The organism is Pseudomonas sp. P4_C1 (assembly GCF_056402155.1).
Window position 1 is genome coordinate 1 of sequence record NZ_JBFUHY010000098.1, and the last position, 15,638, is coordinate 15,638.

A 15,638-nucleotide genomic window follows, 5' to 3' on the forward strand; every position below is an offset into this window, starting at 1 on the left:
TCCTCGGGGTGAAACTGGCAGCGACCTTCGAGTTGGTGGTCTGCGTGTTGGCGGTCGCCGAATTGCTGGTGTTCATGGGCGTGGTCGCCCCGGCATTCAGCTTCAGCAACTTCGCCCTCAATGGCTGGGCCGGTTCCGACGTGTTCGGTGCTCCGGCGATTGCCGGGATGTTCGCGGCGATTCCCTTTGCCATCTGGTTCTTTCTCGCCATCGAAGGCGCAGCCATGGCCGCTGAAGAAGCCAAGGACCCGAAGCGCACGATTCCCAAGGCTTACATCAGCGGTATCTTGACCCTGGTGCTGCTGGCGATGGGGGTGATGTTCTTCGCCGGTGGCGTCGGCGACTGGCGCACTCTGTCAAACATCAACGACCCGCTGCCGCAGGCAATGAAAACCGTGGTCGGCGAAAGCTCGGGCTGGCTGCACATGCTGGTGTGGATCGGCCTGTTCGGCCTGGTGGCGAGCTTCCACGGGATCATCCTTGGCTACTCACGGCAGTTCTTCGCCCTCGCCCGGGCCGGTTACCTACCGGCATCCCTGGCCAGATTGTCGCGCTTTCAAACACCGCACCGGGCGATCATCGCCGGCGGTGTCATCGGCATTGCCGCCATCTACAGCGATGGCTTGATCAACCTCGGCGGCATGACGCTGACCGCCGCGATGATCACCATGGCCGTGTTCGGCGCCATCGTGATGTACATCATGAGCATGCTCAGCCTGTTCAAACTGCGTAAAACCGAGCCGAACCTGGAGCGCACCTTCCGCGCCCCGTGCTACCCGCTGGTGCCATTCATTGCATTGATGCTGGCGGTGGTGTGTCTGGTGGCGATGGCCTGGTTCAACACGTTGATCGGTCTGATCTTTCTGGGCTTCATGGTGGCAGGTTTCGTGTACTTCATGCTCACCGCGCAATTGCGCGCCGACGCACCAGCGGATGCGATGTTGAGCGGACATTGAAAGCGTTCGAGTGAACCTTGAACAACAGGCATAGAATGGAGGGGGATAGCGATGGAACTGCGATGAAACCCCATCACTCAAAGTGATATGTACGATCGGTTGGCGAACCCTCGTCGACCCGCCTGCTTTTCAAGGAGAGTCCTATGCCCTGGTATGCCTGGCTGATTCTGGTCGTTGCCATCGGCTCGATCGTTGGTGGTCTGATGCTGCTGCGCGACACCGCCAACAAGGTCGAACTGACCGAAGAGCAACGTAAGCGCGTCGCCGAACGCAATGCGGAAATGGACGCCAAGGAAGCGCAGGACCGCTGACTGAAAACCCCGCCTGTAACGGCGGGGTTTGTTTTTGTATGGAGTCTCCTTAAATCATGCTGCTTTGTAGCCATATCGAAGCATGTGCATGCTTTTTAGAAGTAGAAGTACAGTCACCATGCAATTTTCATTGGTTAATATGGGCCGCATTGATGCGGAGATATCAGATGCGTTACTCGCAGGACCATAAAGCCCAGACCCACCAACGCATAATCAAGGAAGCTTCAGCGCGATTTCGACGCGATGGTATCGGCGCGACCGGGCTGCAACCCCTGATGAAAGCACTGGGCTTGACCCACGGTGGCTTTTACTCGCATTTCAAGTCCAAAGACGAACTGGTGGAAAAAGCCTTGCAAGAGGCTGGCGTACAAGTCGACGAGTTGTGCGCGCAAATCTTCGCCGAGGAACACCCACTCGAAGCTTTCATCGACACCTACCTGTCCGAATGGCATCAAACCTCGCCTCACGAGGGCTGCCCGCTGCTGACCATTTCTTCGGAACTGGGGCTGCGTGGTCAACCGAGTCCAACCAGCGACGTCGTGCTCCAGGCGCGACTCGATCAGATCCAGCACACCCTTGACGGAGAGCGCACCGCCGAACGCAGCATCGTCATCATGTCGACGCTGGTCGGCGCCTTGCTGTTATCCCGCAGCGTCGCCGACGCCGAGTTTGCCCAACGGATACTCGACGCCGCACGCGATCACCTCAAACATTCACAGGATTAATCCTGCCAACGCTTGAACAGCACACTGGCATTGACCCCGCCAAATCCGAAACCGTTGGACAGCGCGTATTCGATGGCCATCGGCCGCGCATCGCCATGAACGATGTCGACACCTTCAGTGGCAGGGTCCGGGTTCTCGAAATTGAGAGTCGCCGGCACGATCTGGTCACGAATCGCCAGCAGCGTAAAGATCGCTTCGAGCCCACCCGCTGCACCGAGCAAATGCCCGGTCGCCGACTTGGTCGATGTCACGGCGATGCCGTTTTGCGCACCGAACAACGCCTTGATCGCCGCCAGCTCACCCAGATCACCTACCGGAGTCGAGGTTGCATGAGCATTCAGATGCTGAACCTGAGCCGGTGAAACACCGGCCTGTGCCAATGCCAACGACATCGCTCGCCGCGCACCACTGCCGTCCTCGGGGCCGGCGGTCAGGTGAAAGGCATCGGCGCTGGTGCCGTAACCGACCAGTTCCGCCAGGGGCCTGGCGCCCCGGGCCAGCGCATGTTCCAGAGATTCGATGACCAGCAGCCCGGCCCCTTCTCCCATGACAAAGCCATCGCGACCACTGTCGAAAGGTCGCGAAGCGCGCTCAGGCGTTTCGTTGTAAGCACTGGACAAGGCACGAGCAGCCGCAAACCCGGCAAGACTGACCCGATCGATCGCCGCTTCCGTACCACCGCACACTGCGATATCCGCCTCACCCGCGCGAATCAACCGCGCCGCATCACCAATCGCCTGAACCCCGGCGGCACATGCCGTGACCGGCGCACCTAACGGTCCTTTGAAGCCATGCTGGATCGACACGTGACCTGCCGCGAGGTTGACCAGAAATGAAGGGATAGTGAATGGAGACAAACGTCTCGGACCACGGCTATCGGTGGTGCGTACCGCGTCGGCAATCGCACCAAAACCACCTACGCCTGAACCGATGATGGTGGCTGTGCGCTCCTGGGCAATGACGTCCTGTGCTTGCCAGCCGGCTTGCTCCAGTGCCTGACGTGCGGCTTCCATGGCGAACAGGATGAAGCGATCCATTTTCTTCTGTTCTTTAGGTGGTGTTGCACGATCCGGGTCGAACCCTGCTTCAGGATCGTCAGCCAGCGTCTGCACCGTCCCCCCAACCTTGGCAGGCAGATCGGCAACCACCTCTTGCGCAAGATTGCGCAGCCCGGAACGCCCGGCCAGCAGCCGCTCCCAGACCGCTTCGACACCGCACCCCAGCGGTGACACCAGACCCATACCTGTTACAACCACACGACGATCACTCATACCAAACACACCTCTAGCCGATGGATGGCGCTTACCGATAACGGGCAGCGGCCTTGCTTTTGGAAAGGTTAGGCGCCATCACATGACGCGCCGCCACAAACGCATCCCAATCCGCCGCATCTGGCAACGAAGGAATAGTGATCAATTCACCCTGATCCAGACCCGACAACGCAGCATCGACCATCTCACCTGCCTCCATCACCATGTCCGCAGGAATCTGTGACGCATCGATACCAGAGCGCTCCCAGATCTCGGTGCGGGTCACACCCGGCAGCACCGCCTGGATCTTCACCCCGGTGCCATTCAGCTCGGTGTTCAATGATTGAGTCAAGCTCAATACATAGGCCTTGCTGGCGCTGTACGTCGCGTTGAAACGCTCGGGAAACAATGCCACCACCGATGCAATATTGATGATCGTACCGCGCCCGGCCTTGGTAAAACTGGCTGCAGCCGCCGCGGCCAACCGCGTGACAGCGGTGATATTCAACTGAATCAATCGCTCCAGTTGATCGGTATCGGCATTGGCCAATAGCCCGTCCGCCGCCACGCCGGCGTTATTGAGCAACAGGCTGATGCTCGAATCGCTGCGTAACCGCTGTTCGAGTTGCAACACGTCTTCTTTTTGGGTCAGATCCGCCTTCCGCACTTCGACCTTGATCCCATGCTCCGAGCGCAGCTTGCTCGCCGCCGCCTCCAGGCGCTGCTCGTCGCGAGCCACCAGCAACAAATCAAAACCACGGGCTGCCAACCGCTCAGCGTAAACCGCCCCGATACCAGAAGAAGCACCGGTGACGAGGGCCGTACCTTGGGGCTGAACCGAATTCATGACTGTGCTCCTGAAGGATGCCGAGGGATGCCTGACGCCAAAGCACTTCGGCGCAAGCTATTTTTATTATAGGCATAATTCAATCTCAATATGATAGTCGTAATTTTTTCTTCCCGAAGAACGCTCGGCTCTCGTCTCTGGCCCAGCCAGAATGAGAGTAGACCCTGAATGAACGTAAAACCGCGCCGGGCCCCTGCAATGGAATGAACGGTATTGCGAGCCGACCTGTACTTTGGCTGAATTCGGGTGGCCGACAGCAACGACAACTCCAAGAGTCACAGACGACTGGTCCACCGGGCATAAGTCTCGCTACAGACAAAGGCCGATCAATGATCGGCCTTTGTCGTTCAATCACACCCTTAGTTCACCTCGATCTTGTCGCGATTTCTATCCAGAATCGCTTTGCCAATACCCTTCACTTCCAGCAATTCATCAACTGACGCAAACGCACCATTACTTTCACGATAAGCAACAATAGCCTTGGCTTTTTCCTCGCCCACTCCTGCCAACTCACGTTGCAGCGTAGGTGCATCAGCACTATTGAGATCGACTTTGCCAGATTGCGCCTTGGCGGCCACATTCTGCACCAGAGGCGCATTCATCACCTCGGGTGCGTTACCAGGCGCGGCGATTGCCGTAAGAGAGACACTGGTGAGAAGGGCGAAAATCAGAGAGTAGAAACTGCTTGTACGCATTAGTGAAGCTCCATGCCATCGTTTGAGAAAGCAGCTTTTGCGAAGCTGCTCTCCAAACGTAGGCTATGCCATGGGACTGTCAAAATTGTGTACGTTACTGGATATGAAACAATCAGGGCTCCAGGCGGCGCTGCTGGTAGATCCAGTCGACAATCTCACCGTCCGGGGTATAGCCGCTGACAGTGTCGCGCAACAGCTGGCGGACGCGCGCATAGTCGTCCTGATCCACCGCAGCGAGCAATTCGGTCAGCTTGACCCTCAGCACGTCCCAAGACAGATGATCCTCATTGGCCGTCATGATCATCGGGTGCTGAGTGGCCGCTACGTTGTCACCAATCAGCAGCTCCTCGTAAAGCTTCTCACCCGGACGCAGCCCGGTGAACTCGATAGCGATGTCACCATGCGGGTTTTTTTCCGAACGAACGCTCAGGCCGGACAAATGGATCATTTTCTCGGCCAGCTCGACGATCCTCACGGGCTCGCCCATGTCCAGGACAAAAACATCACCGCCCTGCCCCATGGAGCCCGCCTGAATCACCAACTGCGCCGCTTCAGGGATGGTCATGAAGTATCGGGTGATCTTCGGATGCGTGACGGTCAGTGGGCCGCCCGACTTGATCTGTTTGTGAAACAACGGAATGACCGAACCCGACGATCCCAGGACGTTACCAAACCGCACCATCGTGAAGCGCGTTTTGTTCACACGCGAAACATTGCTCGTATCACCGAACAACACCGGAGCCAACTCACGACTCAGCGCTTGCAACGTCAACTCGGCAAGGCGCTTGGTACTACCCATGACATTGGTAGGTCGCACGGCCTTGTCCGTCGAAATCAAGACGAAGTTGTCCACTCCTGCTTGAAGTGCGGCCTGGGCCGTATTAAGCGTGCCTATCACATTATTGAGCACACCTTCGGCAATGTTGTGTTCGACCATGGGCACATGCTTGTAGGCTGCGGCGTGATACACCGTATCTACTCGCCAGGTTTTCATGACATCCAACAACTTGTTCGGGTTACGAACCGACCCAAGAATCGGCAAAAGACGGATGGGCAGCGACTCTCGAGCGACCCGCTGCTCCAGTTCGGACAAGATGGAGTAAAGATTGAACTCACTGTGTTCAAACAGTAGAAGCGTTTTCGGGCGCAGCGCCAGTATTTGCCGGCAAAGCTCGGAGCCAATGGAGCCCCCGGCACCCGTGACCAACACGGACTGCCCCGTGATGCAATGTTTGAGCAAATCAGCCTGGGCCGGGACTGCGTCACGCCCAAGCAGGTCGGCAATGTCTACTTCCTGGATATCGTCAACCTTGACGCGGCCACTGGCCAGATCCATGAAACCCGGGACACTTCGTACGTGCAACGGAAAGCCTTCGAGAAATCCGAGAATCTCGCGACGGCGTCCACGATTGGACGACGGAATAGCGAGGAGAATTTCCTGASCCCCCGTGTTGTCGATCATCTGCTGGATGTGCTTGGGCTTGTATACCTGTAATCCGGAAATCACCCTATCGGCAATTCCGCTATCGTCATCGATAAAAGCAACAGGCCGCATGGCGCGCCCCATCCGCAAGGCAGCAACGAGTTGATTACCCGCCGCCCCCGCGCCGTAGATAGCCACTTTAGGCAGACCGTCATCCCGGCTGGTGAACGGGACGTGCTGAGCAGCGCTGAACCAGTCGCCCAAAAAGTACTGACGCATGGCCAGGCGCAGCCCACCGATCATGATCAGGCTCAACCACCAATAGTTGAAAATGATCGAACGAGGAACGACGTTTTGATGATTGCTGTACCAGTACACCACAACGCCAAGTATCAAGGACGATAGCGTCACCGCCTTGATGATGGCGATGAGTGCGTCATTTCCAAAATAACGCATGACCGCACGGTACATGCCAAAGCGAATGAAAAGAGGAATGGCGATGACAGGTGCACTGACAAAAAGCCAGACGTGCTGAGTGAACGGGTTGACTAACTCGTCCAGCCCAAGTCGCACAACAAACGCCATCCACAGGGCAAAACAGACCAACGAAATATCAGTCAGAACCTGCAGAATGCGTTTATGTCGTCTTGGCAGACTTACCAACTTTGTCCGAATTTTATCCATAACCCCTCTAAACACCTCTAGAAGCTTCTAGCATTGATGCAGCAACTTCAGCTTTCGGTAGCTCTCTTACCGATAAAGCAATACTCAAAAACCAATGCGCCTATCACGCCTTGCCAGCGATTTCCAACTCGCCCGCGTGAAACTTGAAAGCCAGCAACACCAGAGGCACATAGGCCAGGACCAATCCTGCCACCCCATCGATATATTGCATGACGACCAATATAGCCACTGGTACTAACCACAACAAATTGATCGCAGCTATTGCCAGGGTGACCGCCCGATGGCTGCCATGTTTTCGTGAAGCATACTGGTATCCATGGCTGCGATGGGCCTCATAAACCTTATCCCCTCGCAACAGCCTACGAATGAGGGTAAAGGTGGCATCAACAATAAATACGCCCAACAAAATGAGCCAGGCCCAAAGAAACAGTGGGTTCGTCCATGCCGCATAAAGCGACATCACCGCCAACACGATACCCAGAAAGCCACTGCCGGCATCGCCCATGAAAATCTTCGCTGGCGGGAAATTCCACACAAGGAAACCCGATACGGCCATCACCAGCACAAGCGGGGCAATAGCGAGGCTGGTGTGGCCTGCAATCGAGTAAACCAGGCAAGCACCGACACAGGCGCAAATAGCCTCGACGCTGGCCAGGCCATCAATACCATCCATGAAGTTGTAGAGGTTCAGCATCCAGACCAGATAGAACGCTCCGATGACGTAACCGAACCAGCCGAGACTGAACTGGAGACCGAACAGATTGATCGGCGCCATCCCCCCAATCCAGAACAATGCCCAGATGGCACCACCGAAATGCGCAAGCAGGCGCCAACGCGCGGCAATATGCCCATGGTCGTCGAGAAATCCAATAATCGCGATCCAGCTGCCTGCCCCAAGCAGAGCCAGCGCCATCGGCCAGGCGACGGCATCTGTCCAGGCCAGGACAGGCAACGAAATCAGAAAACTCAGGACGATAGCCACACCACCACCCCGAGGGGTCGGGACCGAGTGTGAACTACGCGCATTGGGAATATCTATCAAGCTGCGTGCCAACGCGTATTTGCGCAATGCACCTGTGCCCAAGAATGAAACACCTACCACCAAAGCCAACAACCAAATTGTGTTCAAAGGTCAACTTCCTGAAACAGCCAAAATCAATTCTGCAATTGAACCGGCACTGTCATAAGCCAGCTTAGCGCTGCCTTTCCTTGTAGTAGTTGGCAGCCGACACAAGCGCCTCATCGACGCTGACCGGAGGAATCCAGCCCAGCAATTCTCGAGTTTTGCTTATATCGACTTGCAACGAACCGCACAGTCGTTGCGACAAAGCCTGCTTGCCCAGAAGCTGTGCGCCCCGTTCAAGCAACACGCTTGGCACAGGCAACAAGCGTGCAGGTTTACCCAACGCCTGCGCCATCCGCGTCAACAATTGAGTCGTGGACAAGTCCTCCCCATCGCTGACGAGGAAGGTCTGATTGGCGGCGGCCGGATGACGGATGCAGGTCACGATCAAATCAGAAAGATTGTCGAGCGCGACCAGGCTGCGCCGATTATGGATAGCCCCGAATGGCAAGGGTATCCCCTTGTCCAGCCAACGCATCATGTTCAAAAAGTTGGCTCTCACACCCGGACCGTAAACCAGCACCGGACGGATGATCACCACTTCCATTCCGGAGACGCTCGCAATTTCGCGCAGCCCTTGCTCGGCCTCCATTTTCGAAATGCCATACGGATCGCCAGGCGCGGGAGTCGCGTCGGCGAAGTAAGGCTGATTGAGTGGCGTACCTTCGCCATTCACCTTGATCGAACTGATGAACACAAAGCGACGAACACCCAACGAGGCTGCTTGCCGGGCGAGGCTTAGCGTGCCTTCGACATTAACCTTGCGAAACGCCTCCAGCGGATCGGATTCGGTGTCATTCATGACGTGAACGCGAGCCGCGCCATGAATGACAACCTCCACTTGATCCAGCGCCTGCGACCAGTCGGTGTCAGCACTGAGCCCGGCGGTTCGAATGGTAGTAACGCGCGACGGACAGTCAGGCAAGGCGTGCCCACGAATGGCTGCCACCGGTTCCAGATCGTCAGAGGCCGCCAAACGACCCAATACCGCGCGACCAACGAAACCCGTAGCACCTGTCAATAAAACACGCATTTTTCAAACCTCGACGACGCTCAGGATTTCGACCAGACAGTACGATTGATGTAGTCGGTGTAGCTCAACACGACCCGAACTACCTGCTTCGACACAGGACCTGCCTGGTAATCCCTCACGACCGGGATAACACGCTGGGTACGATCATGTTGGCTGGTTACCACACGTACGGCATCCAGAACGCCTTCCACTTTCAGGCCACTCATGATGAGAGTGCCTTCATCCATCCCTTCTGGACGCTCATGAGCATTACGAATAGTAATGGCAGGCAGATTCAGAAGAGAGGCTTCCTCAGTGATGGTGCCGCTATCGGACAGCACGCAAAACGCCGACATCTGCAACTTGATGTAGTCGAGCAGACCGAATGGCTTCGAGAAACGGATCAGAGGGTGATCCAGCGATTCACCTATCGCTTCCAGACGCTTGCGGGTACGAGGATGCGTGGAAACGATAATTGGGTACTGATACTTGTCGGCCAAGGCTCGCAGCGTTTTGAGCAAGTCGCGAAGGTTCTCCGGCGTATCGACGTTTTCCTCACGGTGAGCGCTGATGATGAAGAACTTGTCCTGCTCCAGGCCTTCTCGCGCCAGCACGTCGGAGGTGAGGATTTTCGGCATGTAGTAGTCGAGCACCTCCTCCATGTGCGATCCGGTCTTGATGATGGTTTCAGGGCGAATCCCTTCAGCGATCAGGTAACGCCGGGCATGCTCGGTCAGGACCATATTGATATCGCTGAGGTGATCGAGCACCTTGCGATTCAGCTCTTCAGGGACACGCTGATCAAAACAGCGGTTACCGGCTTCCATGTGGAACACCGGAATCTTGCGGCGCTTGGCGGCAATGACGGCCAGACAGGTATTGGTATCGCCGTAGAGCAGAAGCGCATCTGGCTTTTCCGCCTCAAATACTTCATCCGCCTTTGAAATCACTTCGGCGATGGTCTTGGCTGCGGTATCGCCGGCTGCACCCAGGAAGTAATCAGGTTTACGAATCTCGAGGTCATCGAAAAAAACCTGATTCAATTCGAAGTCGTAGTTCTGACCCGAGTGAACCAACACATGATTAACCTGCTTATCAAGCTCGGCAATGACGCGGCTCATCTTGATAAGTTCTGGTCGCGTACCAACCAGCGTCATGACCTTAAGCATCAAGTTGCTCCTGAATGTATTCCAGATTCAACAGAACTTTCTTCACGCCTTCTACATCGAGACGCTCTGTATTGTGGGAGGTGTAGTCGTCGAGATCGGATATCTCTTGTTCGCCCTCAACAAAAAACTTCTTGTAGTTGAGGTCGCGATTGTCCGACGGAATACGGTAGTAGCGCCCCATGTCTTCGGCTTTGGCCATTTCTTCACGGGAGATCAGCGACTCGTAGAGTTTTTCGCCGTGGCGGGTACCAATGACCTTGACGGCATTGTCACGAGCAAACAGTTCCTTGAGCGCTTGCGCCAGGTCCGCCACTGTCGAGGCAGGAGCTTTCTGGACGAAAATATCACCTTGCTCGGCATGTTCGAACGCGTGCAGAACCAGGTCGACAGAATCCTCGAGCGACATCAGGAAGCGTGTCATGTTCGGGTCAGTGACGGTCAGCGGCTCGCCACTCTGCAGCTGATTGATGAACAACGGGATCACCGAACCGCGCGATGCCATGACGTTACCGTAGCGGGTTGCGCAGATCACCGGGCCTGTCGCCGGAATCATCCGCGATTTGGCAACCATCAGCTTTTCAGCCATGGCTTTGGAAATACCCATGGCATTGATCGGGTAGACAGCCTTGTCGGTACTGAGTACAACAACGCGTTTCACACCCGAAGCAATGGCCGCATTCAATACGTTTTCGGTACCCATGACGTTGGTACGCACGGCTTCCATCGGGTAAAACTCGCAGGAAGGCACTTGCTTCAAGGCTGCGGCGTGGAAAATGTAATCCACCCCCACCATGGCCTGATCGAGGCTATCGCGATCACGTACGTCACCGATGTAGAACTTCACTTTGTCATTCGACAAAGCAATGCGCATATCTTCCTGCTTTTTCTCGTCGCGGCTGAATACGCGAATTTCTTTTACATCGGTATCCAGAAAACGCTTCAACACCGTATGGCCAAACGAGCCCGTGCCGCCCGTGATCATCAAAACCTTATTATCGAACATAACGACCTTCCCAAACCTGATTGAATTTATTGATCAACGCAACGCGCGCATCGATTTAACCAATTCCAACCACGACGGTGGAACGTAACCGGTTGCTGCCTGAAACTTCGAGGAGTTCAGTGAGCGATCTATAGATAATTGGCTATCCGCGATGATATCGATTTTCTTTTCGTAAACTTCCGCTACCAGCTTCAGAAGAGACAGCTTGTCAATCGGCGCCACCGAAACATGATACAGGCCGTGGAGTTGTGGATTCGGGATCACGTAGTCGCGAATGACACGCGCCAGCTCTACGGTAGGAAGCCCCGAAAAAATGGCTTTCTCATAACCCTTGACCGTCCCGTTCTGGGACAGGAACCAGTCCACCAGCGAATACTGGCTCCCCAGTTCGTGACCAATGATCGAGGTTCGTAGCGTGACGGCATTCAGCTCCGAGTGAAGCTCACCGATGTATTTGGACTTACCGTAGAGATCCTCTGCATCGGACATATCCTCCTCGGTGTACATGCCTTTACGGCCTGAAAACACGCAATCGGTGCTGATATGAATCAGGCGAGAACCGGACAACGCGCACAACCTGGCAATGCGATGCGGCAACATGGCATTGATAGGAAGCGCGGAAAGGGGGTCCTTGGCGTCAGCCAATTGTTTGATGAGCCCGATGCAGTTGATGACGACATCCGGTTTGACCCGTGCCAGCACCGAAACCAGCGAGTCCTGGTCAAGCACATCGACATTACTGATCAACGAACTGTGCATGTCCTCAGAAAAGTATTTTGCGCCACCCGGATTGCGCAAAGTGCCCCACACCTCGAAGTGCGGGTTTCCATGGAATTGCCTGAACACCGTGCTACCCAGCATTCCGGTGACCCCTAACACAAGAACTTTCATTTTGAGCTACCTTTCAATTCATTGATCCTGCTACTGAGGATTTCGACCAGACGCTGGCTTTGCCGCTCCATTTCGAAATGCTCCAGGTAGTACRCCCGACCTGACTGCCCCAACGATTCTCGCTCATCCGAGGTCATGCGGAAAAGTTGTTCAATGCATTTGGCCATACCTTCGGCATCTTGCGCCGCAGTGGTCAGACCGGCTCCCGCCTCTTGAATGACGCGCGCGCCCTCCCCGTCCAACGCCGCGATAATCGGCCTCCCTGCTGCCAGGTAAGCCTGGACTTTACTAGGGATGGTATAGGAGAACGCCTCATCCTGCTTCAACGTCACCAATAATCCCGCGGCGCGACTGAAAAAATGCGGCATTTCAGTGGCCGCAAAGCGTCCGGCAAGAACAAGGTTGTCCAAACCTCGGGATTTCTTCTGGGTTTCAATCCAGCTCGACATACTGCCGCTTCCGACCAACACAATCCTGAGTTCCGACAAATGGCGAAGCTTGTCAGCTACCTCAACGAGGGTTTCGACCGACTGTGCGGTCCCCAGGTTTCCGGCAAAGACAAGACAGAAATTATTGTCGAGCTCCGCGAGCAAGGGTGCAGGAATCCGGGTCTCTACCAGACTCGGTGGCACGTCCTGATAGGAGTTGGGGTGATACACAACCTTGTCAGGATTGGCATAACGGGCGACCGGCTCTCGAAATGCCCTCGACTGAACCAGAAGCGTATCGACGAAGGCGTAAATACCTTTCACCAGCCAGCCCACAACACGCAATATAGTTTTGTTCTTGATGAACCCGGTCGCACTCAAGCTCTCCGGCCAGAGATCTTGAACCCATACAGCCAGATGACTCTTGAGTTTCCACTTCAAGTAAATCGCAGGGATTACCGAGGTAATCGGTGAAGGTGCAAACACAAAAATCGCGTCAAAATTTTCACCCTTTACTGCGGCCGGGTAAAATTTAAGCCCATTTAAAATAAACGACAAATAGTTCAGCACAAGATTTTTTGCACCGGAAGCACCACGTGGTCTGAGTGGTGCACGACAAACACTAACGTAAGACTCGAATTTTTCTTCCTGATATCCAGAAGCACTGTAACCACTAAAGACAACGCCATCAGGGTAATTTGGCTTACCCGTAAGAACCTTGATGACGTGCCCTTGAGCAGACAAAGTCTTGACCAAATCATTAATAATGAACGACTCAGGCCAGAAATATTGCGTAACCACCAGGATTTTCATCTAGCAAGCACCTTCTTTTGAGCGTTTGGCCAACGCGAGCAACTCGGACCAAGTCTTTTTCGAGGTGCTTTCCCAATCAAATCTGCCACCCTGCAAAACGGCTGCAGCCGACAACTTAGTCAATAGCTCAGGAGCTGATAGGGACTCGATCAGCACATCACCTATATTTTTCGAGTCAAACGGGATGGTTTTACGAAAACGGAAATCGAACGAAATCATATTCCTAAACATYGTAACGACCGCGCAATCGGCCGGTGCACGAGCCCTCACTATTAAAATCACGCAGAGTATTCTCAATAGTCTCTGCCGCTGCTGTGACCTTGATGCCTTTGACCTTATGAGTCCCTGCCGTGATAATTCTGCCAAATAACAAATCGACCAGACCGACGGCTCCCTGAGTGAATCCAGAGGTAACTTTTTTAATGTTAGTGACTCGATGGAGTTCAGACTTTAATACGCTGCCAGATACCTCGCGCGTAGAATCATGACTAAATTTCAGCGCATCAATCGTGGTTTTGCTGATATCAAACCCGACCACGCTCACTTTATTGCCAAACTCTATAGCCGGCGGCTGGCTCACATAACCAAGACCTACAACGGCCAAATTTACATCTTCGAGTTTAAGCATTGAATTTCCTTGCGACTAACCGCCGGGCCAACCGTAAAATGACTTCAATATATTGCAGATCCAGAAACCCAGGTAACACTTTACACGTTATCAAATCTTGATTTAAGAGMCTTTGGCCCAAGCTTGACAATTGAGTACACAAAAGAAAATATAGCTCGGCACCTACTGAATCGAATTTTAAAGTCCGGGTAACATGCCGACAACTCAATAAACCTTGAAGTTGTATCTTCGATATTAAACTGCCCGGCTTTAGCTCTATGCGCATCAGACAGTGAGTTATATTGAGAAACTTCCATTCGATATAGCATTTCTATGCATTCAAAAATAGGAATTCGACGTGTTGTGGCTGAGGCTTCGTTGTATGAGTAGCCGTCAATTTCCGAAAAAAAGCCACACGTATGGGGAGTCGGTATTGATTCTATCCCAACAATTGATGGCACACCCGCTGCAGAGGCTTCGATGAGAGTGGTACCAGAGCCTATAAAGCAAAAAGCGCCATTAATAATTTCAGGAAGATCCGAATACTTTACTTCGCCCATAAAGTGGACAAACTGCGCTACACCACACTGGACCGAGTAAGCTTCAAGCGCTTCTCTTTCGGGCCCGTCGCCATATATATAATAATGAAAATCATCAACAAGTCGCAAACTTGACAATATAGATATTACATGCCTATTGTAAACCTTGAAGTCCACAAGACGACCAACAGATAACAGTTTTAATGACCGCTTGTCAGGACAACACATCCTATAATGCTCAAGTGATATACCCAGTGGCAACAATGCCACCTCACTAACATCTAAAGCCTTGTACGTTGCCGCAATCTCCGCAGTACTCTCATTCGGAAACAGAGTAAGCTTTACATTTTTATCGTACAATTCAAGCATCTTTTTTCTAAAATAGACACTTCGATCACGCCACCAAACAATTTCTCGAGAATGGTAGATACCGATAGACAGTGCATCGAAAGAATATTTTTTCCGCTGAAAATACATATACGACAAAGTTAATAAGTCAACAACATGAACCACATCAAAATGAGTATGAGAACACGCACTCGCAGGCACCAAAGCGTTTAGCCAACTGGATGCTCCAAAAAATGGAAAATACTCAACAACGCAAACTGTTGCTACAGACGATAGCTTTTGGAAGAGTAAATCATCATATTTACTGGAGAGCAAAATCACAGTGACGGAGTGGCCCTGCTTCTGTAATTCGGTGGCCAAACGGACCACGTAGGTTTCTACGCCCCCCATGGATAGGCCACCCATCACAAAAAGTATATTTTTCAATTTACTCTCTACTTACTAATTATTGAAATTAAAAAATTGAACTGCTTCACCTGTCCAACCTGCATTATCTGTCAAATTCAAGAACAAAGTCAGTCCTGCATACAGTATTATTAGAGCGTAGCCCAGCCATTTGCCGAACAACGAAAAGAAGACAAACGGTAACAATACGTACTCAAACATCGAAATAGCCGCATAACTTCTTCCCGCGACAATTGCAAAATCGCCCAATGCAATCCGTATAAAAGTTGCGCAAAAAAAGAAGCAAAAAACCAACTCAAAATGCTCATATTCACTTGAGATCTTGCGCCAAAAAATCAAGGCCAACCCTACAAAAAACAAATTCTTTAAATTTACCGCACTGAACAAGGGTAACGGGTAGTTATAAATA

16 protein-coding genes are annotated in these 15,638 nt (G+C 53.3%); 3 read left to right on the plus strand and 13 right to left on the minus strand.

From position 1 onward, the window contains the following. From eat to AC1DU9_RS27595, 3 genes are all read left to right on the plus strand, one after another. Positions 1-956: ethanolamine permease (eat, locus tag AC1DU9_RS27585; protein ID WP_477811072.1), on the plus strand; the 956-nt coding region annotated here is incomplete at its 5' end. A 143-nt stretch (positions 957-1,099) separates the two neighbouring features. Continuing rightward, positions 1,100-1,267: a DUF2897 family protein gene (locus AC1DU9_RS27590; RefSeq protein WP_007985427.1), complete on the plus strand. Its 168-nt coding sequence runs from the start codon at positions 1,100-1,102 to the stop codon at positions 1,265-1,267. Between the two features lie 167 nt (positions 1,268-1,434). Next, positions 1,435-1,992 carry a TetR/AcrR family transcriptional regulator gene (locus AC1DU9_RS27595; RefSeq protein ID WP_223462488.1) on the plus strand — a complete coding sequence of 186 codons (558 nt, stop codon included), beginning with the start codon at positions 1,435-1,437 and terminating at the stop codon, positions 1,990-1,992. On the opposite strand, the gene fabF is transcribed toward AC1DU9_RS27595, so the two are convergent. From fabF to AC1DU9_RS27660, 13 genes are all read right to left on the minus strand, one after another. Next, positions 1,989-3,263, minus strand: coding sequence for a beta-ketoacyl-ACP synthase II (fabF, locus tag AC1DU9_RS27600; RefSeq protein ID WP_223462487.1), 1,275 nt, complete (start codon positions 3,261-3,263; stop codon positions 1,989-1,991). The two genes, AC1DU9_RS27595 and fabF, sit on opposite strands and share 4 nt — an antisense overlap. A gap of 31 nt (positions 3,264-3,294) precedes the next feature. Then, the gene (locus AC1DU9_RS27605; protein ID WP_223462486.1) at positions 3,295-4,089 is read right to left on the minus strand and encodes an SDR family NAD(P)-dependent oxidoreductase; all 795 of its coding nucleotides are present in this window, start codon (positions 4,087-4,089) and stop codon (positions 3,295-3,297) included. A 359-nt stretch (positions 4,090-4,448) separates the two neighbouring features. Continuing rightward, positions 4,449-4,784, minus strand: coding sequence for a ComEA family DNA-binding protein (locus AC1DU9_RS27610; protein WP_223462485.1), 336 nt, complete (start codon positions 4,782-4,784; stop codon positions 4,449-4,451). A gap of 112 nt (positions 4,785-4,896) precedes the next feature. Continuing rightward, complete coding sequence (locus tag AC1DU9_RS27615) at positions 4,897-6,891, minus strand: polysaccharide biosynthesis protein (protein ID WP_477811073.1); 1,995 nt, start codon at positions 6,889-6,891, stop codon at positions 4,897-4,899. Positions 6,892-6,994: 103 nt separating this feature from the next. Then, the gene (locus AC1DU9_RS27620) at positions 6,995-8,020 is read right to left on the minus strand and encodes an MraY family glycosyltransferase (protein WP_223462483.1); all 1,026 of its coding nucleotides are present in this window, start codon (positions 8,018-8,020) and stop codon (positions 6,995-6,997) included. A gap of 64 nt (positions 8,021-8,084) precedes the next feature. After that, positions 8,085-9,047, minus strand: a complete 963-nt coding sequence (locus tag AC1DU9_RS27625; RefSeq protein ID WP_223462482.1) for a UDP-glucose 4-epimerase family protein — start codon at positions 9,045-9,047, stop codon at positions 8,085-8,087. 20 nt (positions 9,048-9,067) lie between these two features. Beyond that, on the minus strand, positions 9,068-10,195 hold the full coding sequence (gene wecB, locus AC1DU9_RS27630; RefSeq protein ID WP_056727148.1) for a non-hydrolyzing UDP-N-acetylglucosamine 2-epimerase: 1,128 nt from the start codon (positions 10,193-10,195) through the stop codon (positions 9,068-9,070). Next, entirely contained in the window at positions 10,188-11,198 is a 1,011-nt protein-coding gene (locus AC1DU9_RS27635; RefSeq protein WP_223462481.1) for a polysaccharide biosynthesis protein, read from the minus strand. The genes wecB and AC1DU9_RS27635 overlap by 8 nt, the downstream gene beginning before the upstream one ends. A gap of 33 nt (positions 11,199-11,231) precedes the next feature. Then, positions 11,232-12,089, minus strand: coding sequence for a dTDP-4-dehydrorhamnose reductase family protein (locus AC1DU9_RS27640; RefSeq protein ID WP_223462480.1), 858 nt, complete (start codon positions 12,087-12,089; stop codon positions 11,232-11,234). Then, positions 12,086-13,330, minus strand: coding sequence for a glycosyltransferase family 4 protein (locus AC1DU9_RS27645; RefSeq protein WP_477811074.1), 1,245 nt, complete (start codon positions 13,328-13,330; stop codon positions 12,086-12,088). The genes AC1DU9_RS27640 and AC1DU9_RS27645 overlap by 4 nt, the downstream gene beginning before the upstream one ends. Positions 13,331-13,553: 223 nt before the next feature. Continuing rightward, positions 13,554-13,958 carry a hypothetical protein gene (locus tag AC1DU9_RS27650; RefSeq protein ID WP_477811075.1) on the minus strand — a complete coding sequence of 135 codons (405 nt, stop codon included), beginning with the start codon at positions 13,956-13,958 and terminating at the stop codon, positions 13,554-13,556. 80 nt (positions 13,959-14,038) lie between these two features. Beyond that, positions 14,039-15,250 (minus strand): glycosyltransferase family 4 protein, encoded by a 1,212-nt coding sequence (locus AC1DU9_RS27655; protein ID WP_477811076.1) that lies wholly within the window; start codon positions 15,248-15,250, stop codon positions 14,039-14,041. A 15-nt stretch (positions 15,251-15,265) separates the two neighbouring features. Continuing rightward, positions 15,266-15,638, minus strand: a 373-nt coding sequence (locus AC1DU9_RS27660) for a hypothetical protein (RefSeq protein WP_477811077.1), incomplete at its 5' end; no start/stop codon positions are given.